The organism is Pseudooceanicola sp. LIPI14-2-Ac024 (assembly GCF_042188925.1).
Classification (GTDB): Bacteria; Pseudomonadota; Alphaproteobacteria; order Rhodobacterales; family Rhodobacteraceae; genus Pseudooceanicola.
Genome location: NZ_CP170102.1, coordinates 2,906,570 through 2,926,421, shown reverse-complemented (window position 1 = coordinate 2,926,421; position 19,852 = coordinate 2,906,570). Strand labels below are relative to the sequence as shown.

19 protein-coding genes and 1 pseudogene are annotated in these 19,852 nt (G+C 67.4%); 9 read left to right on the top strand and 11 right to left on the bottom strand.

Going from position 1 to position 19,852, the window contains the following annotated elements; all coding sequences use genetic code 11:
* The 3 genes and pseudogenes from ACE2AC_RS14365 (at position 1) to ACE2AC_RS14355 (ending at position 3,105) form a co-directional block, all read left to right on the top strand.
* Positions 1 to 1,629: an ABC transporter permease gene (locus tag ACE2AC_RS14365; RefSeq protein ID WP_375688118.1), complete on the top strand. Its 1,629-nt coding sequence runs from the start codon at positions 1 to 3 to the stop codon at positions 1,627 to 1,629.
* A 32-nt stretch (positions 1,630 to 1,661) separates the two neighbouring features.
* Positions 1,662 to 2,486 (top strand): annotated as a pseudogene (locus ACE2AC_RS14360) (ABC transporter permease); the annotation flags it as partial.
* A gap of 13 nt (positions 2,487 to 2,499) precedes the next feature.
* A complete protein-coding gene (locus tag ACE2AC_RS14355; protein ID WP_375688117.1) occupies positions 2,500 to 3,105 on the top strand; it encodes a 2-hydroxychromene-2-carboxylate isomerase in 606 nt (201 codons plus the stop codon).
* 113 nt (positions 3,106 to 3,218) lie between these two features.
* On the opposite strand, the gene rlmJ is transcribed toward ACE2AC_RS14355, so the two are convergent.
* Together rlmJ and ACE2AC_RS14345 are read right to left on the bottom strand one after the other, a co-directional pair.
* Positions 3,219 to 3,992, bottom strand: coding sequence for a 23S rRNA (adenine(2030)-N(6))-methyltransferase RlmJ (gene rlmJ, locus ACE2AC_RS14350; RefSeq protein WP_375688116.1), 774 nt, complete (start codon positions 3,990 to 3,992; stop codon positions 3,219 to 3,221).
* 38 nt (positions 3,993 to 4,030) lie between these two features.
* Positions 4,031 to 4,495 (bottom strand): MarR family winged helix-turn-helix transcriptional regulator, encoded by a 465-nt coding sequence (locus ACE2AC_RS14345; RefSeq protein ID WP_375688115.1) that lies wholly within the window; start codon positions 4,493 to 4,495, stop codon positions 4,031 to 4,033.
* Positions 4,496 to 4,606: 111 nt separating this feature from the next.
* Between ACE2AC_RS14345 and ACE2AC_RS14340 the strand changes: the two genes are divergently transcribed.
* Complete coding sequence (locus ACE2AC_RS14340; protein WP_375688114.1) at positions 4,607 to 5,035, top strand: organic hydroperoxide resistance protein; 429 nt, start codon at positions 4,607 to 4,609, stop codon at positions 5,033 to 5,035.
* A 112-nt stretch (positions 5,036 to 5,147) separates the two neighbouring features.
* On the opposite strand, the gene ACE2AC_RS14335 is transcribed toward ACE2AC_RS14340, so the two are convergent.
* On the bottom strand, positions 5,148 to 6,017 hold the full coding sequence (locus ACE2AC_RS14335; RefSeq protein ID WP_375688113.1) for a branched-chain amino acid aminotransferase: 870 nt from the start codon (positions 6,015 to 6,017) through the stop codon (positions 5,148 to 5,150).
* A 153-nt stretch (positions 6,018 to 6,170) separates the two neighbouring features.
* Between ACE2AC_RS14335 and ACE2AC_RS14330 the strand changes: the two genes are divergently transcribed.
* The 3 genes from ACE2AC_RS14330 to ACE2AC_RS14320 all read left to right on the top strand — a co-directional run bounded on the left by ACE2AC_RS14330 (position 6,171) and on the right by ACE2AC_RS14320 (position 8,783).
* Positions 6,171 to 6,695, top strand: a complete 525-nt coding sequence (locus ACE2AC_RS14330; protein WP_375688112.1) for a MarR family winged helix-turn-helix transcriptional regulator — start codon at positions 6,171 to 6,173, stop codon at positions 6,693 to 6,695.
* On the top strand, positions 6,692 to 7,405 hold the full coding sequence (locus tag ACE2AC_RS14325; protein WP_375688111.1) for a response regulator: 714 nt from the start codon (positions 6,692 to 6,694) through the stop codon (positions 7,403 to 7,405). Before ACE2AC_RS14330 ends, ACE2AC_RS14325 begins: the two co-directional genes overlap by 4 nt.
* A 151-nt stretch (positions 7,406 to 7,556) precedes the next feature.
* The gene (locus ACE2AC_RS14320; protein WP_375688110.1) at positions 7,557 to 8,783 is read left to right on the top strand and encodes an MFS transporter; all 1,227 of its coding nucleotides are present in this window, start codon (positions 7,557 to 7,559) and stop codon (positions 8,781 to 8,783) included.
* Here the strand turns inward: ACE2AC_RS14320 and ACE2AC_RS14315 are convergent.
* Entirely contained in the window at positions 8,780 to 9,697 is a 918-nt protein-coding gene (locus ACE2AC_RS14315) for a DMT family transporter (protein ID WP_375688109.1), read from the bottom strand. The genes ACE2AC_RS14320 and ACE2AC_RS14315 overlap by 4 nt on opposite strands.
* Positions 9,698 to 9,823: 126 nt before the next feature.
* Here ACE2AC_RS14315 and ACE2AC_RS14310 point away from each other — a divergent pair, with 126 nt between their 5' ends.
* Positions 9,824 to 11,323 carry a malonyl-CoA synthase gene (locus ACE2AC_RS14310; RefSeq protein ID WP_375688108.1) on the top strand — a complete coding sequence of 500 codons (1,500 nt, stop codon included), beginning with the start codon at positions 9,824 to 9,826 and terminating at the stop codon, positions 11,321 to 11,323.
* 284 nt (positions 11,324 to 11,607) lie between these two features.
* Here ACE2AC_RS14310 and ACE2AC_RS14305 read toward each other — a convergent pair whose 3' ends face one another.
* From ACE2AC_RS14305 to ACE2AC_RS14280, 6 genes are all read right to left on the bottom strand, one after another.
* Positions 11,608 to 13,230 carry a hypothetical protein gene (locus tag ACE2AC_RS14305; RefSeq protein WP_375688107.1) on the bottom strand — a complete coding sequence of 541 codons (1,623 nt, stop codon included), beginning with the start codon at positions 13,228 to 13,230 and terminating at the stop codon, positions 11,608 to 11,610.
* 121 nt (positions 13,231 to 13,351) lie between these two features.
* Positions 13,352 to 13,861: a peptide-methionine (S)-S-oxide reductase MsrA gene (gene msrA / locus ACE2AC_RS14300; RefSeq protein WP_375688106.1), complete on the bottom strand. Its 510-nt coding sequence runs from the start codon at positions 13,859 to 13,861 to the stop codon at positions 13,352 to 13,354.
* Positions 13,858 to 14,307: a peptide-methionine (R)-S-oxide reductase MsrB gene (msrB, locus tag ACE2AC_RS14295; protein ID WP_375688105.1), complete on the bottom strand. Its 450-nt coding sequence runs from the start codon at positions 14,305 to 14,307 to the stop codon at positions 13,858 to 13,860. The genes msrA and msrB overlap by 4 nt, the downstream gene beginning before the upstream one ends.
* A gap of 101 nt (positions 14,308 to 14,408) precedes the next feature.
* Positions 14,409 to 15,269 carry an oxygenase MpaB family protein gene (locus tag ACE2AC_RS14290; protein WP_375688104.1) on the bottom strand — a complete coding sequence of 287 codons (861 nt, stop codon included), beginning with the start codon at positions 15,267 to 15,269 and terminating at the stop codon, positions 14,409 to 14,411.
* 72 nt (positions 15,270 to 15,341) lie between these two features.
* Positions 15,342 to 16,538: a 23S rRNA (adenine(2503)-C(2))-methyltransferase RlmN gene (gene rlmN, locus ACE2AC_RS14285; protein ID WP_375688103.1), complete on the bottom strand. Its 1,197-nt coding sequence runs from the start codon at positions 16,536 to 16,538 to the stop codon at positions 15,342 to 15,344.
* A gap of 113 nt (positions 16,539 to 16,651) precedes the next feature.
* The gene (locus tag ACE2AC_RS14280; protein ID WP_375688102.1) at positions 16,652 to 17,182 is read right to left on the bottom strand and encodes an invasion associated locus B family protein; all 531 of its coding nucleotides are present in this window, start codon (positions 17,180 to 17,182) and stop codon (positions 16,652 to 16,654) included.
* 169 nt (positions 17,183 to 17,351) lie between these two features.
* On the opposite strand from ACE2AC_RS14280, the gene ACE2AC_RS14275 reads away from it, so the two are divergent.
* Entirely contained in the window at positions 17,352 to 18,359 is a 1,008-nt protein-coding gene (locus tag ACE2AC_RS14275; protein ID WP_375688101.1) for an asparaginase, read from the top strand.
* A gap of 147 nt (positions 18,360 to 18,506) precedes the next feature.
* Here the strand turns inward: ACE2AC_RS14275 and ACE2AC_RS14270 are convergent, their stop codons facing one another.
* The gene (locus ACE2AC_RS14270; protein WP_375688100.1) at positions 18,507 to 19,775 is read right to left on the bottom strand and encodes an NAD(P)/FAD-dependent oxidoreductase; all 1,269 of its coding nucleotides are present in this window, start codon (positions 19,773 to 19,775) and stop codon (positions 18,507 to 18,509) included.
* Positions 19,776 to 19,852: the final 77 nt, after the last annotated feature.

Sequence of the window (19,852 nt, the reverse complement as noted above, 5' to 3'; positions counted from 1 at the left end):
ATGACCGACAGCACCACGAGCCCCGACCAGTCCGGCCCGATGCTGGCCGCCGACGGCACGCCGCTCAAGAAAAGCCTCCGCCGCGCGCTGCGGCGGCAGAAGATGCGGGCGCTGCTGCTGATCTCGCCGCTGCTGATCTTTATCCTCGTGACCTTCATCGCGCCGATCGCGGACATGCTGTTCCGGTCGGTCGAGAACGACATCGTCGGCGACACGCTGCCGCGGACCGTGACGGTGCTGGTCGACTGGGATCCCGACACCGACGAGCTACCCAGCGAAGGCACCTACCGCGCGCTCTACGTCGACATGTTCGTCGCCGCCGAGCGCAAGGCGCACACCCGCCTCGGCACGCGCCTGAACTATGAGATGACCGGCATCTCGTCGCTCTTCCGTCGCACCGGGCGGGACGTCGACGATTTCGGAGAGCTCTACCAGGACCAGTTCGTCGCCCTGAACGAGGCCTGGGAAGACCCGATGGTCTGGGCCCGCATCTTCGGCGATGCCGACTGGGTGGCCGAGGCCGAGGGCGCCGACAAGCCCGGCCCGGACTTCGTGCCGCGCGACGCCGCCGCGACCGCGCTTCCCACCACGGCCGAGGTCTATGCAGAGTTCGCCGAGTTCCTGCAGACCGAAGACAACGACAACCCGGTCGAGGAAGACCCCTGGTCGCTGCTCTACACCGCGCTCTACTGGGACCTCGCCCGCAACGGTTTCGACTATGCCGGACCCGAGGCCGAGCTGATCGCCGAGGCCGCTGCCGCCGTGCCGGGGTTCGAGACGGCGTCGATGAAGGAGAACTTCCTCGACAGCGACAAGGACTGGGGCAACCCCGAGGTCTGGGCAACGATCCAGACCTATTCCCCCCGCTACACGCCCGGCTACTTCCTGAACGCCGCCGACATGCAGCTGACCCCGGACGGGATCGAACAGCGGCCCGCGAACGAACAGATCTACTGGATCCTGTTCAAGCGGACGATCTTCATGTCGATGACGATCACCATCTCCTGCATCCTGCTGGGCTACCCGGTGGCCTGGCTGCTGGCCAACCTGCCGATGCGCACCGCCAACCTTCTGATGATCCTGGTGCTGCTGCCGTTCTGGACCTCGCTGCTGGTGCGGACCTCGGCGTGGAAGGTGATGCTGCAACAACAGGGGGTGATCAACGACGTGCTGGTCTGGATCGGGCTCGTCGACGATTCAAGCCGGCTGATCATGATCAACAACCAGTTCGGCACGATCGTCGCGATGACGCACATCCTGCTGCCGTTCATGATCCTGCCGCTGTTCTCGGTCATGGCGACGATCCCGCCGACCTACATGCGGGCGGCCAAGTCGCTGGGCGCAACCGACTGGACGGCCTTCTGGCGGGTCTACTTCCCGCAGTCGGTGCCGGGCATCGGCGCGGGCTCGATCCTCGTCTTCATCCTGGCCATCGGCTACTACATCACACCGGAAATCGTCGGCGGGACCACCGGCACGTTCATCTCGAACCGGATCGCGTACCACATCAGCTCGTCGCTGAACTGGGGCCTCGCGGCCGCGCTCGGGACGATCCTGCTGGCCGCGGTTCTCATCCTCTACTGGGCCTATGACCGGATCGTGGGCATCGACAACGTGAAGCTGGGGTAACGATCATGGCACTTCCGACCTATGCCAGCACCGGCCAGACGATCTGGTACTACACCTTCCGGGTGATCTGCGGTCTGGTCTTCTTCTTCCTGATCGCGCCGATCCTCGTGATCATCCCGCTCAGCTTCAACGCCGAGGACTTCTTCACCTTCACCCCGGCGATGCTCAGCCTCGATCCCGAGGGCTATTCGCTCAAGCACTACGACGACTTCTTCAACACGTCCGACTGGCAGCAGGCGATGTGGAACTCGCTCAAGATCGCGCCGATGGCAACCTTCCTGGCGGTGAGCCTCGGGACGCTCGCGGCAATCGGGCTGGCGTCCGAGCATGTGCCGTTCCGGCGCACGATCATGGCGATCCTGATCTCGCCGATGATCGTGCCGCTGATTATCTCGGCGGCGGGGATGTACTTCTTCTACTCCCGCGTCGGGCTGCAGGGGACCTACATCGGCGTGGTCCTCGCGCACGCGGCGCTTGGCATTCCCTTCGTCATCATCACCGTGACCGCGACGCTCGTGGGCTTTGACCGCTCGCTCACGCGGGCGGCGGCGAACATGGGGGCGAACCCCGTGACCACCTTCTTCCGGGTGCAGATGCCGCTGATCCTGCCGGGCGTGATCTCGGGCGCGCTCTTTGCCTTCATCACCTCTTTCGACGAAGTGGTCGTGGTGCTCTTTGTCGGCTCGGCCGGGCAGAAGACGCTGCCGTGGCAGATGTTCATTGGCCTGCGGGAACAGATCTCGCCCACCATCCTCGCCGTGGCGACGATGCTCGTGGCGATTTCGATCCTGCTGCTGACCGTGGTAGAATTGCTGCGCCGCCGGTCCGAGCGGCTGCGGGGGATGTCCCCCGGCTGACAGAGGGGATGACATGCCACGGATCGAATTCTGGATCTCGGTCGGCAGCACATACAGCTACCTGAGCGTCGCACGGCTGGCGCAGGTGGCGGCGGATCAAGGGGTGTCATTCACGTGGCACCCCTTTTCCGTGCGCGAGATCATGGTCGAGATGCAGAACGTGCCCTTCGTCGGCAAGCCGGTGAAGGCGGCCTACATGTGGCGCGATATCGGGCGACGGGCAAAGCTCTACGGTCTGCATCCGAGGCTGCCCGCGCCCTACCCGCTGGAACAGTTCGACCGTGCCAACCGGGTGGCTGTGCTCGCCGCCGAAGAGGGCTGGTGCGGGGACTACGTGACAGCCGCCTACCGAGCGTGGTTCGAAGAGGGGCTGGCGGCCGGAACGGATGCGAACCTGGCGCGGGCCCTGGCGGCGGCGGGCCAGAGCGTCGACCGGGTGCTGCAGGCGGCAGGCGGAGAAGCGATCTCGGCCCGCTACGCCGCCCGCACGCAGGAGGCGCGGGACCGCGGCATCTTTGGCGCGCCGAGCTTCGTCTGCGAGGACGGGGAACTCTTCTGGGGCGACGACCGGCTGGAGGAGGCGGTGGCCTGGGCGCAGGCGCTGGAGCGCGCGGGGTGAGGGCGGTGGCGATCCCTCCTGCGACGGGGCGCTGACCGAGAGACCCGGGGGCTGTCTGCCCCCGGACCCCCGAGGATATGAAACCAGGGGAAAGCGGGGGGTGGTTCGCGGGACTACAACGCGGCGAAGCGCGTTGAGAGATCGTGGGCGGCATCCTCCCAGCCCCAGGGCGGGTTCACGACGTAGAGGCCGGAGCCGACCATGCCATGACCCTCGCGCGCGGGCGGGAACCGGACCTCGTGCCGGATCGCGCCGTCGAGGTCGAGCGCGTCGAGGGCGCGGGCCATGTCGCGCTGCGCGCCGTTCACGAGGATCGGGTACCAGAGCATGATGACGCCCACGTTCCACTTGCGGTGCAGCTGCGCGATCAGCTTCGGCATCGCGGCATACTCGGTCTTGACCTCGTAGGCGGGGTCGATCAGCAGCAGGCCACGCCGCGGCTCGGGCGGGCAGAGCGACAGGGCCATCTGCGGCCCGTCCGCCTTGCGCACGTCGACGCCGGGCAGCGCGTGGCGCAGCGCCTCGGCCTCTTGCGGGTGCAGTTCCGCCAGGTGGATGCTGTCGCCTTCGCGCAGGAGGCTCTGGGCGATCAGCGGCGACCCGGGATAGGCCGTGGCCCCGCCCCGCGCCTGCGCCGCCTTCAGCGCCCGGGCATAGGGATGATCGTCGGGAAACCAGCCGCGCACCTTCGCGATGCCCTGCGCCGCCTCGCCGGTCTTGAGCGCCTCGGCGCCGGACAGGTCATAGAGCGCGCGACCTGAATGCGTTTCGATATAGGACAGCGGCTTGGGCTTCTGCGCGAGGTAGTCGAGCGCCAGCGCCAGAAGCGCGTGCTTATGGACGTCCGCGAGGTTCCCGGCGTGATAGGCGTGCTGATAGGAAAGCATGGCCCCTCCTGCCCCGCCGCGGCGCGTCCGTCAACGGGTCACAGGCTGTCGCTGATCCTGCGTTCAAGCGTCCCGATCCGGTCCCGGAGGTCGGCGAGTTCCCCGACCGAGAGACCGGTGGCCCGGAACACGCAGGCGGTGATCTTCTCGGCCTCGGCCTGCAGGGCGCGGCCCTTGTCAGTCAAGGCGACGGTGACGACGCGCTCATCCTCGGCGCTGCGGCGGCGGGTGATCAACCCGGCTTCGGCCATCCGTTTCAGGAGCGGCGTCAGCGTGTTCGTGTCCAGGCCCAGCTCTTCCCCCAGGGCGCCGACGCGGCGTTCGTCCTGCGACCAGAGCGCCACCAGCACGAGGTACTGGGGATAGGTCAGCCCGAGCGGCTGCAGCAGCGGCCGGTAGAGCCGGGTCATCGCGTGGTTCGCGGAGTAGAGTGCAAAGCACAGCATGTCACCGGTGCCGGGGATCGTCGCGGGCGCGTCGGGGGAGGTCGGGGCGTCAGTCATCCGGTGAAAATAAATCGCACGCGATCTAATCGCAAGACCTTGCAGCGAGGATCGACTCGCCCTACCTTTATCGCACACGATATAATCGTCATCGATATAAAGGAATGCACCATGTCCATTTCCCCGGTCTACACCGCGCAGGGCTTTGCCACAGGCGGCCGCGACGGCGCTGCCCACATCCCCGCCCGCGACCTGACCATCAAGCTTGATCCGCCGAAGGAAATGGGTGGCAAGGGCGACGGCGCGAACCCGGAACAGCTTTTCGCCGCGGGCTATTCGGCCTGCTACATCGGGGCGATGAAATTCGCGACCACGCAGGACAAGTCCCTGGCCAAGGTGCCCGCCGACACCAAGGTCGAGGCCGAGGTCGGCATCGGTCCGCGCGCGGACGGCGGGTTCGGGCTGAAGGTGCACCTGAAGGTGTCGATGCCCGGGCTGGAGAAGAGTGAGGTCGAGAAGATCGCCGAGGCCGGGCACGCGATCTGCCCCTATTCCAACGCCGTGCGTGGCAACGTGGACGTCACGACCGAGGTGGTGTGACCCACCGGCCGGGTGGGGTGGAACCCCACCCTACGTGCGGAACAGACAACGGCGCGGGTGATCCCCGCGCCGTTCTCGTGTCCTGATCGGGTGGGGGTCTCGCCCCCCGAACTCACGCGCGAACCAGTTGCTCGTAGCTCTGGACCATGTCCTTCGCCAGCGCGCCGACCTCGAAGTTGTAGTCGCCGATCTGGCCGACCGGCGTGACCTCGGCCGCGGTGCCGGTCAGCCAGCACTGCTCGAAGCTCTCCATCTCGCCGGGCTCGATGTGGCGCTCGTGGACCTTGATCTGCTTGTCCTCGAGCATGCCGATCACGGTCTGGCGTGTGATGCCGTTCAGGAAGCAGTCGGGCTTGGGCGTGTGCACCTCGCCGTCCTTGACGAAGAAGATGTTTGCGCCGGTCGCCTCGGCCACGTAGCCGCGGTAATCCATGAAGAGCGCGTCCGAGCAGCCCTTGTTCTCGGCCACGTGCTTGGACATCGTGCAGATCATGTAGAGACCGGCCGCCTTGGCATGGACCGGGATCGTCTCGGGCGAGGGGCGCTTCCACTTGGCGATGTCGAGCTTGGCGCCCTTCATCTTGGCGTCGCCGTAGTAGTTGCCCCACTCCCAGCCGGCGATGGCCAGCCGGACCGGGTTGCGGCGGGCCGAGACGCCCATGTCCTCACCCGCGCCACGCCAGGCGACCGCGCGGACATAGGCGTCGGTCCAGCCGTTCGCCTCGAGCATGTCGTACTTGGCCTTCTCGATCTCCTCGACGGTCCACGGGATCTCGAAATCGAGGTACTCGGCGGACTTCTTCAGGCGGGCGGAATGCTCGACGCCCTTGAAGATCTTGCCGTTGTAGCAGCGCTCGCCCTCGAACACCGACGAGGCATAGTGCAGGGCATGGGTCAGCAGATGTACGTTCGCATCGCGCCACTCAACAAGCTTGCCGTCCATCCAGATCTTGCCGTCGCGATCGTCGTATGCGCCTTCCATCAGCCTATTCCTTCTGTTCACCCATCAGGGTCTCTGGTTTTCATTTGTTGCGTCTCTTATGGCCGGTTCGGACATAAAATTGCGCAAATGATGCGACTCGCTAACAAAGGCCTCTTGGAATGTCAACAACACTGACTTAAGGTGCGGGGCAGGATGAGCATGACAAAACGCGGCATAGGTGTGAGCGAGGTCAGCGGCGGCGACGCGCTCCTGTTCCTGACGGACGAACAGCTCCGGCAGGGGATCGAGGCCATGTACTTCGCCTACCGCGGCTTCACCTCGGCGCCGGACGCCATACTCGAGGGTATCGACTACGGCCGCGCGCATCACCGCGCGCTGCACTTCATCGCCCGGGTGCCCGGCATGAACGTGAAGCGCCTGCTCGAGATCCTCGGCGTCACCAAGCAGTCGCTGAACCGGGTGCTGCGCACGCTGATCGAGGACGGGCTGGTCGACAGCCGGGTTGGTCACCAGGACAAGCGCGAACGCCACCTCTACCTGACCGAGAAGGGCGCGACGCTCGAGGCACAGCTTTCGGACGCGCAGCGCCGCCAGATGCGCGCGGCCTATCGCACCGCCGGGCCCGAGGCCGTCGCCGGCTTCCGCCAGGTGCTCGAGGCGATGATGGAGCCGCGGATGCGGGCGACCTACGGTTCGCTCCGCGACGGGGGCGCATGACCGACACGCATCCGCATCTGATGATCGTGGATGACGATGAACGGATCCGCGACCTCCTGGCCAAATTCCTGAAACGGAACGGGTTTCTCGTCACCTCGGCGCGCGATGCCGAACAGGCGCGGCGGCTGCTCGGCGGGCTGGAATTCGACATGATCGTGCTCGACGTGATGATGCCGGGCGAGGACGGGATCAGCCTGACCCGGTCCCTGCGCGAGCGGATGCAGACCCCGATCCTGCTGCTGACCGCCAAGGGCGAAACCCGCGACCGGATCAACGGGCTCGAGGCCGGGGCGGACGACTACCTGCCCAAACCGTTCGAACCGAAGGAGCTGCTGCTCAGGATCAACGCGATCCTGCGCCGGATGCCCGAGGCCAAGCCCGACCATGCGATCCCGAAGGTTCTGCACCTCGGCCCCGTGCGCTACGACATCGACAAGGGCGAGATGTGGCGCGACAACGACCTTGTGCGCCTGACCGCGACCGAGAGCCAGCTGATGCGCATCTTCGCCTCCCACCCCGGTGAGGCGCTGTCGCGGGTGCGGCTGGTCGAGGACCTTGGCCGGTCGTCCGGACGCGATGGCGGCAAGGCGCAGGAACGCGCGGTCGATGTCCAGATCACCCGCCTGCGCCGCAAGATCGAGGACGATCCCAAGCAGCCGCGCTACCTGCAGACGGTGCGCGGCGCGGGCTACATGCTGGCCCCGGACTGATCCCGCCTCACGCATAAGTGACGCAGCGACAGGCGATACCCGCCACGACCGTGAAATATCCGGCCGCATTGGACCGATCGGTCTAGTCCGCGGTTGCCACGAGTCGCGAAGGGCGCAATGACTGCGGCAGAGAGCCCTGCCGGAGCCCCCCATGCCGATGCGCCCCGAGATCCGTTCCGTCCTGCCGATCCTGATCGGTGCCTCGGTCATGCTGTCCCTGACGATGGGCCTGCGCCAGAGCCTCGGGCTCTTCATGCCCGCGATCACCACGGACCTCGCGGTCACGGTCACGCAGTTCACGCTCGCCATATCTGTCCAGAACCTGTCCTGGGGTCTCTTCCAGCCGATCATCGGCGGGCTGACGCCACGCTTCGGCCACCGGCCGCTGATGGTGGTGGGCGGGGTCGCCTATGTCGCGGGCCTGCTGATGCTGACGCTGGCGCAGGGCTACCTCGCCATTCTCTTGGGCGCGGGTCTTCTGATCGGCCTCGGGATGGCCTGTTCCTCAACCGCGCTGGCCATGTCGGTGGCCGCGCGGTCGGTCCCCGCAGCCGTGCGGTCGCTCGTCCTCGGGATCGTCAGCGCGGCCGGATCGCTGGGTGCGCTCATCGCGGCGCCGCTCGGCCAGTGGGTGATGCAGTCCGCGGACTGGAGATGGGCGCTTGGCGTCTTCGTCCTGATGGCGCTGGCGATCCTGCCTGCCGCCTGGGTCGCGGGCCGGGTCGACCGCCTGCCGCCGCCGCCCGCCCTGCCCGACAGTGCCGACGACAAGGGGGTGGGCGACGCGCTCACCATGGCGCGGCGTGACCTGCCCTTTGTCGTGATGTCGCTGGCTTACTTCGTCTGCGGCATGCAGCTGATATTTCTGACAACGCACCTGCCCGCCTACCTCGAACTCTGCGGCGCGGACCCGATGCTGGCGGCCACCGCGCTTGGCGTCATCGGCGGCATGAACGTGCTGGGGTCGCTGTTCTTCGGCTGGGCCGGGGGGCGGTGGTCGAAACAGGTGCTGCTCGGCGGGATCTACATCGCCCGGTCCTGCGTGATTGCCTGGTACTTCCTGCAGTTCCCGACGCCCGAGACAACGGTGATCTTCGCCGCGCTGATGGGATTTCTCTGGCTGGGTGTCGGGCCGCTGGTGGCCGGGTCGGTGGTGGAACGCTTCGGCCTGCGCTGGCAGGCGATGCTGCAGGGCGTGACCTTCTTCTGCCACCAGATCGGCAGCTTCCTCGGTGCACTTGGCGGCGGGCTCGTCTTCGACCTCTTCGGCAATTACACCCACGCGGTGCAGTTCGGCGTGACGCTGGGCCTCGTCGCCGGGGTGGTGCAGATCGCGGTCGCGCTGGCGCATCCGCCGCGCGCGCCGATGCCCGCCTAGCCGTAGGGGTTCTTGGCCTGCCGCGCCTTGCCGCGCTGGATGCCGAGGTAGCGTTCCCGCAGGATGATCGCCACGCCTGCCGCGATCACGATGGCCGACCCCACCAGGGTCTGCAGCGTCGGGATCTCGTCGAACCAGAGGTAGCCGAACATCACCGCGAAGACCATCGAGGCATAGTCGAACGGCGCCACCAGCGACGCGTCGGCAAAGCGGTAGGAAGAGGTCAGGAAGATCTGGCCCAGCCCGCCCAGCAATCCGCAGGAGATCAGGTAGACCCACTGCATCCCCTCGGGCATGACCCAGCCAAAGGGCAGGGTGAGCAGCGACAGGAGCGTTGCGGTCAGCGAAAAGAAGAACACGATGGCCGAGGTCTGTTCGACCTGCACCATGTTGCGGATGTGGACCTGCGCCAGCGCCCCGCAGGTCGCGCCGAAGAGGCAGAGCATCACGCCCAGCATCTGCGCCGTCTCGACCGTCTCGTTGGTGCCGATGGTCAGGTTCGGCTCCATCACCACCAGCACCCCCAGAAGGCCGACGCCGACCGCGCCGAAGCGGTAGAGGCCGACCTTCTCGTTCAGGAACATCGCGGCAAAGACGACGACCAGCAGCGGCATGGCGTAGCCGAGCGCCGTCACCTCGGGCAGCGGCAGCAGCATGACGGCGGCAAAGTTCGTCCCCATCGCCATGGTGCCAAGCGCGCCGCGCAGGCCATGGGCCGTGACCGATTTCACTCGGAGCCCGCTGCGCAGGTCGCCCCAGATCGCCAGCCAGACCAAAATGATCGGAATGGCAAAGAACGACCGGAAGAAGACGGCCTGACCGGCGGGCACATCGGCCGCCTTGATGAGCGAGATCATCACGATGAAGCACATCACCGCGGCGAGTTTCAGGGATATACCGCGCAGCGGATGCATGGGCCTACCGGATCGCAAAATGCCGCGGCACCCTGTCCGGGTGACAGGCAAAGGTCAATTGCACGGCCGTGCTTGCATTTCCGGCCGCGGCCTCGGAAAAACGTCGCGGAAGCGCGAGGAGAGCCCATGTTCGACGAAAATCATCTGATCCACCGCCTGTCGCGGCACGCGGCGATGACGCCTGGCCGGGTGTTCGCCCGCCGCGAGGGCCAGCCGGACGTGACGCTGCAAGAGATGTTCGACCGCGCGCAGGCCATCGCGGGCACCCTGCAGGCCGCCGGCGTCGCGCCCGGCGACCGGGTGGCGGTGCAGGTCGACAAGTCGCTCGAGGCGGTGCAGCTCTACCTTGGCGTGGTGCTGGCGGGGGGCGTCTTCCTGCCGCTCAACACCGCCTACACGGTGGCCGAACTGGACTATTTCCTGGGGGATGCGACACCTGCCGTGGTGATCTGCGATCCGGCCAAGCGCGCCGGGATCGAACCCATCGCGCGCGGGGCACGGGTGTTCGACCTCGCCGCCGATGGCAGCGGCACGCTGATGCAGGCGGTCGCCGAAGGTCCGGCCTATACCCCGGTCGATCGCGGGCCCGACGACCTGGCGGCGATCCTCTACACCTCGGGCACCACGGGGCGGTCCAAGGGCGCGATGCTGAGCCACCGCAACCTGCTGTCGAACTCCGAGATGCTGCGCGACTACTGGCGGTTCTCGGAACGCGACGTGCTGATCCACGCGCTGCCGATTTTTCACACTCATGGCCTGTTCGTGGCGACCAACGTGGCCCTCCTGGCCGGGGCCGAAGTGAACTTCATGCCCGGGTTCGACCCCGACGCCATCATCCGCGCCATGCCCTCCGCAACTGCGATGATGGGCGTGCCGACCTTCTACACCCGCCTGCTCAAGCATCCCGGCCTCACCGCCGAGACGGCGGCCCACATGCGGCTCTTCATCTCGGGCTCCGCGCCGCTGCTGGCCGAGACGCACCGCGAATGGGAACGGGTGACCGGCCACCGGATCCTCGAACGCTACGGCATGACGGAAACCAACATGAACACCTCGAACCCCTACGAGGGCGAGCGACGGGCCGGCACGGTCGGCTTCCCGCTGCCGGGGGTGGAGCTGCGGGTGATGCTGGACGGGAACGAGGTCGAGCAGGGCCAGATCGGGGTGATCGAGGTGCGCGGCGACAACGTGTTCAAGGGCTACTGGCAGATGCCCGAGAAGACCGCCGAGGAGCTGCGCGAGGACGGCTGGTTCATCACCGGCGACCTGGGGATGATCGACCCCGAGGGCTATGTCGTGATCGTCGGCCGGGCAAAGGACCTGATCATCTCGGGCGGCTTCAACGTCTATCCGAAGGAGGTCGAGGAAGAGATCGACGCCCTGCCCGGCGTGGTCGAAAGCGCGGTGATCGGAGTCCCCCATCCCGATTTCGGCGAAGGCGTTGTGGCCGTGGTGGTCGGTGATGCCAGTGTGACCGAGGACCGGGTGAAGGCGGCGCTGGCGGACCGGCTGGCGAAGTTCAAGCAGCCCAAGCGGGTCTTCGTGGTGGATGACTTGCCGCGCAACACGATGGGTAAGGTCCAGAAGAAGGCGCTGCGCGACGCGCATGCAGGCCTCTTCGACTGAGCCCACGCGAATGGGCCGGTCCTTGGCGCAAGGACCGGCCGATGGGGATCTATGCATATCTTGATTGCGACATACCGGCTTATGGTCGGTACCGAGGTCAATTAACCATAAAACATGACGCTACGTCCATTGACCAATAGGTCAATACAGGATTTCGGGGTTCGTTTCAGGGCGCCCCATAGATGTTGGCCGCCGAATTGTGCGGCCTCCTCGGAAGCCGCACAAAAAACAACCACTGATTGATTCCTAACCTATACGCACCCGAATCGCGACGCTAATGCGCGTCAGCGGAACAGGTCACCCAGGACCGAGACCGACAGCACCACGCGCGGGTCTTCCTGCGAGGTCATCGCGTTCACGCCGTAGGCACCGATGGCATTGGTCGCATGCAGGCCCAGCTCGACCGGGGCGGTGCCCAGGCGGCCCTTGGCCCCGACCGCCCAGATGTCGTCGCCATGGTTGCGCAGGGTGTATTCGCCGAACACGTTCACCCCCGGCAGGACAGAATAGGTCGCGCCGAAGCCCAGGCCGTATTCCTTGAACTCGCCGATGTAGACCGCCGTGTCGCCGTAGAACGCAGCCTGCGGCACAACGCGGAGCGCCAGCCTGTCGTTGACTTCGCGCATCATCGGCAGCGCGGTGTAGAAGGTTCCGTGCAGGTCCTCGTCCCGCCCGAGCGAGGCGATGTAGGACAGGCTCACCGGCCAGTTGTCGGCCTGGTCCAGGAACTGCAGCTTGACCAGCCCCGTCCAGCGGTTGGTGTCGCTGCTGAGCTTGTCCGACGACCCGCTGCCGTCATCGGCGATGCTCTCGTAGCTCGCCGTCATCTCGAACATGTGGTCCGGGGCCAGCGTCACCGCCGCGCCATAGGCGCCCTGGTTGCCGTAGAACGCCGTGCCGACCACCGTGCCGCGGTCGCGCGTCCGCGGTCCCGGCAGGGTAAAGCCGTCACCGGCCAGGCCCGCCTGCTGCGGCGACAGGACGGTGCCGGGCGCGCGGTCGTAGGCGCCGGGATCGGGTGCGCCGGGCCCGAAGGTGTGCACCACCTTGGCCCCCACCAGCAGCAAGTCGCCATCGGGGAAGAAGGTCAGCACCCCGGTCGCCGGCGTGGCGCCGAAGCCGTTGGTGCCCCAGACCTCGAGCGCGGTGTTCGGCGCGATGGCATAGCGCGATCCGACCGTGATCACCGGGCGGCGGCCATAGCTGCCGTCCGACATCACCGTGTTGGCGCCCATCATCGGCTGGGTGACCGAGGCATAGACCAGCGTGCGGTCCGACGGTTTCCACGACAGCCCGGCCCCGATGCTGGCAATGGTGCCGTAGAAATCGTTGCCGTTCCGCGTCTCGGGCATGACCGTCACGCCCGGCGTCAGGTGCGCCTGCAGGGTCGGCGAGATGTCGTAGGTCATCGGCAGGTGCGCGGAGCCGATGAAGAAGTACTCGTGCGTGTCGCTTCCGTAGAACGACGAGTTGAACTTGATGTACTCGGCCGACGCCTGCGCCGCGATGCTGAGCGGGCCGGACTCGTAGAGCCGCACCTTGGCCCAGGGGCCACCGCCGACCACGGCCGTGTTCGGCCGCGACCCGGCGATGTCGCCCGGCGGCGGGTCGTTGAAGTTCATGTAGTCGGCGCCGAATTCGAGCCCGTTGACCGGGGCGAAGGCGACGCTGGCGAAATAGGTCTGGTTCGAGGTGCCGGGCGTTTCGATCGAGGGGTTGGTCTGCTGGAACCCCAGTTCGATTCGCGCCGCCCCGCGGGGCAGCATGTTCGCCGTGGTGAAGCTGGTGTAGTGGCCCGGCTGCGCCTCGGCCAGGGACTGCGCCGCAACCGGTTGGCCCAGTGCCAGCATGGCCCATCCGGCCGCCACGCCCAGCCCCGTCATCTGTCCGCCGATCCGCTTTGCCATGGCCTGCTCCGTCGCCCCTGCTTTTGGCGCACAATCTCCGACCCCCGCGCCAACGGCAAGGGCATCGGGACGATTTCAGGCGCGGCGTGTCTTCGCAGGCGATGCCGCACCGGGGATCGGGCTATTCGGCGGCGTCACGCCGCGGCAGCACCCAGTCGGGCCGCGGGAAGTGGCAGGTGTAGCCGTTCGGGATCCGCTCGAGGTAATCCTGGTGCTCGGGCTCGGCCAGCCAGAAGTCGCCAACCGGCTCCACCTCGGTCACCACAGCACCGGGCCAGAGGCCAGAGGCGTTCACGTCCGCGATCGTGTCCAGCGCGATCTGGCGCTGCGCCTCGTCCACATAGTAGATCGCCGACCGGTACGACATGCCGATGTCGTTGCCCTGCCGGTTCACCGTGGTCGGGTCGTGGATCTGGAAGAAGAACTCCAGCAGCTTGCGGTACGAGGTCTTGTCGGGGTCGAACACGATCTCGATCCCCTCGGCATGGGTGCCGTGGTTGCGGTAGGTGGCGTTCGGCACGTCCCCGCCGGTGTACCCGACGCGGGTCGCCTTGACCCCCGGCAGCTTGCGGATCAGGTCCTGCATGCCCCAGAAGCAGCCCCCGGCCAGTACGGCGCGTTCTTCGCTCATCTCACGTCCTCCACTTGGGTCAGGTAGTCGCCGTAGCCCTCGGCCTCCATGTCGTCGCGGTGCACGAAGCGGAGCGAGGCGGAATTGATGCAGTAGCGCAGACCTCCGCGGTCGCGCGGCCCGTCGGGGAACACGTGGCCCAGGTGGCTGTCGCCATGGGCCGACCGGACCTCGGTCCGGATCATGCCGTGGGTCGTGTCGCGCAGTTCGGCCACGTAGGCAGACTCGATCGGCTTGGTGAAACTCGGCCAGCCGCAGCCCGATTCGTACTTGTCGGACGAAGCGAACAGCGGTTCGCCCGACACGATGTCGACGTAGATGCCGGGTTCCTTGTTGTCGAGGTACTCCCCGGTGCCCGGCCGTTCGGTCCCGCTTTCCTGCGTGACCCAGAACTGTTCGGGGGTGAGCGCGGCGACGGCCGCCTCGTCCTTGCGATATGTCTTCATCCGGCCCTCCTTGGCTGTTGTCCCTAATGTGGCGATGTGCGGCGGAAAGAAAAGGGCGCAGGCGGTGCGGCCTGGCCTTCCCGCCCGCGCACCGCTGCACATCACCTGAAGGTGCCCAGTTCCTCGATCCGGTAGCCGCCGGGATAGCTCGGCCGCTTGCGCTCGGTCAGCAGCAGGGGTTTGCGCCGCTTGGGCAGGACGCGCAGCGCCACGGCCCGTCCGCGCATCGCGGCGTGTACCAGCCCGCGCAACCAGCGGGGCGCCGGGGCATAATCCATGGCGTCGAGCAACGTGTGATCCATGAAGGCCCGCACCACGGGTCGACCCAGCGGGAACAGGACCCGCGGCAGGTAGAACCCCAGCAGCAGCTCGGTCGTCCTGTCCGCGATCAGCCGGTTCGATGGCGCAGACCGGAACCGAGCCGCCTCATAGTCGCGGTTCAGGCGCTCGAAACCGGCCAGATCGTCCGGAATAGTCTCGATTCCCATGCGGGTTCCAAGCGCGCGGTAGTAGAGCACCCAGGCACGTTTCTCGTCCGCGGTCATCGGTCGGCGACCGTACTTGTCCAGCCACCGGATCGGCTCGCAGACGAAGGTCGACAGGACATAGAGCATGTCGTCGTTGCTGATCCGGTAGCGCCCGTGCATCGCGTTCATCCGCCCGATGGCCGCCTGGCCGCGGGGGCTGTCGATGCCGTTCTCCATCGGCTCTGCCAGGATCAGCTCGGTATCGTCATACCGCTTCTGCGGGCGATGCTCGAACTCTCCCGTCTTGGCGAGCAGGCCGGAGATCGAGGGCACCGCGTAGGTGCGGAACAGTGCGAACTCCAGCGACCGCTCGATGTCCCAGGCGAATTCCAGCGTCGCCGTCCGGCGGGCGATGAGGGCAAAATCGACCTCGGGGTCGGGATGCAGGGACTGTCTATCGTCCCCTGCGGTCGGGAGGGTCGTATCGGTCGGCATCGCGCGCTCCGGCTGCACTCGACCGATCCTGCCCCCGGCAGACGGTCGCTGGCAACCGGCAGGTGCGCCGGATCAGCCCGCCAGCCCGGTCTCGGCCGCGATCTGCGCCCGCGATTTGCGCGCCCGCTCGGTCGCCGACTTGAGCTGGCCGCAAGCGGCCATGATGTCCTCGCCCCGCGGGGTCCGGATGGGCGAGGCATAGCCGGCCTTGTGCACGATGTCGGCAAAGGCCTCGATCCGGTCCCAGTCGGACCGCTGGTAGGGTGCGCCGGGCCATTCGTTGAACGGGATCAGATTGATCTTGGCCGGGATGCCCGCGATCAGCCGCACCAGCCGCCGGGCGTCGGAGTCGCTGTCGTTCACGTCCTTCAGCATCACGTATTCAAAGGTGATGCGTTCCGAGTTCGACAGGCGGGGATACTCGCGCAGCGCGTCCAGCAGCGTCTCGATGTTCCAGCGCTTGTTGATCGGGACCAGCGTGTTGCGCACCTCGTCCGTCGTGGCGTGGAAGGACACGGCCAGCATGCAGCCGATCTCGTCCGCGCACTTGGCGATCTCGGGCACCACGCCGCTGGTCGACAGGGTGATCCGGCGGCGCGACAGGGCGATCCCCTCGCCGTCCATCGCGATCTTCATCGCGTCGCGCACGTTGTCGAAGTTGTAGAGCGGCTCGCCCATGCCCATCAGCACGATGTTCGACAGCAGCCGCGTCTCGTCCTTCGGCGCGCCGGGCACCGGCCATTCGCCAAGGTCGTCGCGCGCCAGCATGATCTGGCCCACGATTTCTCCGGGGGTCAGGTTGCGCACCAGCTTCTGCGTGCCGGTGTGGCAGAACGAACAGGTCAGCGTGCAGCCCACCTGGGACGAGATGCAGAGCGTGCCGCGATCCGCCTCGGGGATATAGACCACCTCGACCTCGTGACCGCCCGCGATCCGGACGAGGTACTTGCGCGTGCCGTCGGCCGAAACCTGCTTTGACACGATCTCAGGCAGCTCGATCACGAATTTCGCGGCCAGCATGGCGCGGAAGTCCTTGCTGAGGTTCGTCATCGCGTCGAAGTCGCGAACCCCCCAGTGATAGACCCACTGCCAGACCTGGTTCAGGCGCATCTTGATCTGCTTCTCGGGCGTGCCCGCGTCCAGCAGCGCCTGACGCATCCCGTCGCGGGTCAGCCCGACGAGATTCACGCGGCCGTCTCCCTCCGGCAGTTTCCGGGGGATGGTCATCACGTCCTGCGTGATCGGGGCTTGGGGCGCGGACTCGGTCATCGCGGATCTCCTGGGCAAGTCTGGCCCTATATGGGATTCTTGCGCCAAATAAAACAGGGATCACACCGGTTCCGGCGCGATCCCCTGTTCCCTGGCCGACGGGCCGCGGCGTGTCAGCCGGTGCAGCGACGCTCCGCATCCTCGACCGCCGCGGTGAAGCCGAGTAGCGAGAAGGTGTCCTTGGTCGCCGTACCGCGGCCCGAAATGCCGCTGATCACCGCGTTCGACCCGCGCTTCAGCGCGGTGAGGATCTTGGCGTCCTCGGCAGGCGATGCGGCCCAGGCCCATTCACCTTCGGTGAACAGCTCGAACTCGGTCCCGTCGATGTTCAGGTTGACGGTCGAACGGTCCCGAAACGGGTAGCCGCCGGTAAATGTGATCTGGCCCTGCACATCCGCACCGGGGCGGTAGAAAGCCATGAAGAGAATGTCGGACCGGCGGACCGAGACGACGCGGCCGTCCTTGGTGTTCACCGTTTCCTTGGGCGCCGACACCGCCCAGCATTCCTTGGGATCGTCCTCGACGAAAACGCTCCAGTCGGTCTTGGCCGCAACCTGGTTCTCACTCGCGCTCTGTGCCATCGCAGCGCCAGACGCGGCGATGGTCAGGATCGCCGCCGCCACACCGGCTACCGTATTTTTCATTGTCCAGCCTCCAAGCTGTCCCGTGCCTCGTCCCATGGTCGCCCGACCGTTCCGCGGCCTCTTCCGCAGGCAGACCATTTCCATCTCGATGCGCGGACACTACCGTAAGACGGGCCACCGGCGAAAGGCCGGTCGGCAAAATTTCGCTAAGATTTGAGGTCAAGAAAAGATGAGCAACCCGGTCCCCATGGTCGAGGTCACCCGCGGCGGCATCCTCGAAAGCCTGCACACCGGTCACGCCGTGATCTGCGACGCCAAGGGCGGCATCCTGCGGGCCTGGGGCGACCCCGACCTGACCATCCTGCCGCGCTCCTCGTGCAAGATGATCCAGGCCCTGCCGCTGATCGACAGCGGCGCGGCGGATGCCGCGGGCCTTGGCAGCCGGCACCTCGCCCTGGCCTGCGCGTCGCACAACGGTGCCGCCATCCACACCGACCCGGTCGCCGACTGGCTGGCCCATATCGGCATGACCGAAGGCGACCTACGCTGCGGGTCGCAGGAACCCGCCGACCTTCCGGCGCGCGATGCTCTGATCCGCGCGGGCGAAGCGCCCTGCCAGATCCACAACAACTGCTCGGGCAAGCACGCGGGATTCCTGACCCTGAACAAGCACCTGGGCGGCGGCAGCGAATACGTCGACTATGACCACCCGGTCCAGCAGGCGGCGCTCTCCGCCTTCGAGGAGGTCACCGGCGAAACCAGCCCCGGCTACGGCATCGACGGCTGTTCCGCGCCGAACTTTGCCTGCTCGATCACCGGGCTGGCCCGCGCGATGGCCTATTTCGCCACCGCCCGCGAGGGCCAGGGTGCCCGGCAGACCGCCGCCGCCCGACTGGTGCAGGCGATGGTGGCGCATCCCGAGCTTGTCGCCGGCGAAGGCCGCGCCTGCACCAGCCTGATGCGGGCGATGGACGGGCGTGTCGCGGTCAAGACCGGGGCCGAGGCGGTGTTCGTCGCGATCCTGCCCGAGCAGGGACTGGGCGTGGCGGTCAAGATCACCGACGGCACCACCCGCGCGTCCGAGGCGACGATCGCCGCGATCCTCGTCGGGCTGGGCGTTCTCGACCCGGCGCATCCGGCGGCCGAGGCGCTGCTGTCGCAGAAGGTGGTGAACCGCCGCGGCTTCGATGCCGGCCGGATCCAGCCGATGGAGACGCTGACCACCGGCTGGCACTGACATCCGCGTGACCGGCGGTTTGCGCGCCCCGGTCCCGGCCCTACCTGAGGTCTGCCGGGACGGGGGCCACCATTCCCCGGGCAGGGCCGCATGTCGGCCCGTCCCCGTTGCGGTGGTGCGGGCGGCGTCAGCCGTCCGCGCCGCACCTCAGAACCGTGCGCCCGTGGCATGGACCAGCGTGGCACCGGTCTCGATCCAGGCGCCGCGCAACCCTGCAAAGCCGTCCCTGTGCCCGTCGACCGGCCGCAGCGGCAGTCCGTCTTCCGACCCGCTCACCAGCGCCTCGGCCAGCGCCGCACCGAACACGGTGCCGGGCGCGATGCCGCGACCGGAATAGCCGAACGCCGCTAAGCCGCGCGGCCCCAGCCGCAGGATCTTGGGCAGGTGGTCGCCTGTCATCGCGATCCGCCCCGACCAGGCATGGGTGAACGCCTGCCCGGCCAGCGCGGGGTAGAGCGCCGCCAGCTTGCGCCGGGCCCAGGCCAGGTGCACGCCGCGCCCCGCCGCCTCCATCGACCCGAAGGCACCCAGGATCAGCCGCCCGGCCCGGTCACGCCGGACCGAGGTCATCACCAGCCCGGTATCCCAACAGCCCTCGCCCCCTGGCAGGATCGCCTCGAGCGTCGCCTCGGGCAGCGGTGCCGTCGCGGCCTGGAAGAAACTGGGAATGACCACCGGCGGCACCCCCGGCCCGTCGAAGGGCCGGTGATAGGCATTGGTGGCGAGGATCAGCGCCCCAGCCCGGATCGTCCCGCCCGGCGTCGTGACATGCCAGGTCCCGCCCTCGTGCCGCACCGCGGTGGCGGGCGTCATCTCGTGCAGCCGCGCGCCGGCCCCGATCGCCGCACGCGCCAATCCGCGCGCGTATCCCAGCGGCTGAACCGTCCCCGCACGCATGTCGAGGAGCGCGCCATGAAACCCGTCCGTCCCCGTCCGAGCCCGCGTCTCGGCGGCATCAAGCAGCCGCACCGGGGCGCCAAGCGCTGCCTGCTGGCGGTGCCGGTTGCGCAGGTCCGCCATCCCCGCCTCGGCATGGGCGAGGTGCAGCGTGCCGTTGCGCACCGGCTCACAGTCGATCTGGTGCCGTTCGATCAGGCGGAAGACCTCGGCCGGCGCCTCTCCCAGCCGCGCGATGAACCCGGCCGCCTGGTCGGGCAGCAGCTGCGTGATCTCCTCGGGCGGGGTCCAGAGCCCGGCGTTCACTAGGCCGACGTTCCGACCCGACCCGCCATGGCCCACCGTCTCGGCCTCGATCAGAACAACCGAGGCGCCCGCCCCGGCCGCCCGCAGCGCCGCCGAGCAACCGGTGAAGCCGCCGCCGATGACGCAGAGGTCCGCCGTGACATCGCCCGACAGCGGCACGGTCGAGATGCTTTCGCCCGCGCTGTCCCGCCACAGATTGCCCTTTGCCGTCATCGCCGCACCTGCCCCGTTTCATGGATATGCGACCCATCCTTTACCGCTTTCACTGGCGGCGTCGAGGGGCCTAGGCT

Bases quoted from the DNA above. Each gene is read 5' to 3' on its own strand.
- ACE2AC_RS14355 (WP_375688117.1), top strand. From the start codon at position 2,500: ATGCCACGGATCGAATTCTGGATCTCGGTCGGCAGCACATACAGCTAC.
- msrA (WP_375688106.1), bottom strand. From the start codon at position 13,861: ATGAGCGAAGAACGCGCCGTACTGGCCGGGGGCTGCTTCTGGGGCATG.
- ACE2AC_RS14335 (WP_375688113.1), bottom strand. From the start codon at position 6,017: ATGGAAGGCGCATACGACGATCGCGACGGCAAGATCTGGATGGACGGC.
- ACE2AC_RS14320 (WP_375688110.1), top strand. From the start codon at position 7,557: ATGCCGATGCGCCCCGAGATCCGTTCCGTCCTGCCGATCCTGATCGGT.
- ACE2AC_RS14310 (WP_375688108.1), top strand. From the start codon at position 9,824: ATGTTCGACGAAAATCATCTGATCCACCGCCTGTCGCGGCACGCGGCG.
- ACE2AC_RS14315 (WP_375688109.1), bottom strand. From the start codon at position 9,697: ATGCATCCGCTGCGCGGTATATCCCTGAAACTCGCCGCGGTGATGTGC.
- ACE2AC_RS14325 (WP_375688111.1), top strand. From the start codon at position 6,692: ATGACCGACACGCATCCGCATCTGATGATCGTGGATGACGATGAACGG.
- rlmJ (WP_375688116.1), bottom strand. From the start codon at position 3,992: ATGCTTTCCTATCAGCACGCCTATCACGCCGGGAACCTCGCGGACGTC.
- ACE2AC_RS14340 (WP_375688114.1), top strand. From the start codon at position 4,607: ATGTCCATTTCCCCGGTCTACACCGCGCAGGGCTTTGCCACAGGCGGC.
- ACE2AC_RS14305 (WP_375688107.1), bottom strand. From the start codon at position 13,230: ATGGCAAAGCGGATCGGCGGACAGATGACGGGGCTGGGCGTGGCGGCC.
- rlmN (WP_375688103.1), bottom strand. From the start codon at position 16,538: ATGACCGAGTCCGCGCCCCAAGCCCCGATCACGCAGGACGTGATGACC.
- ACE2AC_RS14270 (WP_375688100.1), bottom strand. From the start codon at position 19,775: ATGACGGCAAAGGGCAATCTGTGGCGGGACAGCGCGGGCGAAAGCATC.
- ACE2AC_RS14365 (WP_375688118.1), top strand. From the start codon at position 1: ATGACCGACAGCACCACGAGCCCCGACCAGTCCGGCCCGATGCTGGCC.
- ACE2AC_RS14330 (WP_375688112.1), top strand. From the start codon at position 6,171: ATGAGCATGACAAAACGCGGCATAGGTGTGAGCGAGGTCAGCGGCGGC.
- ACE2AC_RS14280 (WP_375688102.1), bottom strand. From the start codon at position 17,182: ATGAAAAATACGGTAGCCGGTGTGGCGGCGGCGATCCTGACCATCGCC.
- ACE2AC_RS14275 (WP_375688101.1), top strand. From the start codon at position 17,352: ATGAGCAACCCGGTCCCCATGGTCGAGGTCACCCGCGGCGGCATCCTC.
- ACE2AC_RS14290 (WP_375688104.1), bottom strand. From the start codon at position 15,269: ATGCCGACCGATACGACCCTCCCGACCGCAGGGGACGATAGACAGTCC.
- msrB (WP_375688105.1), bottom strand. From the start codon at position 14,307: ATGAAGACATATCGCAAGGACGAGGCGGCCGTCGCCGCGCTCACCCCC.
- ACE2AC_RS14345 (WP_375688115.1), bottom strand. From the start codon at position 4,495: ATGACTGACGCCCCGACCTCCCCCGACGCGCCCGCGACGATCCCCGGC.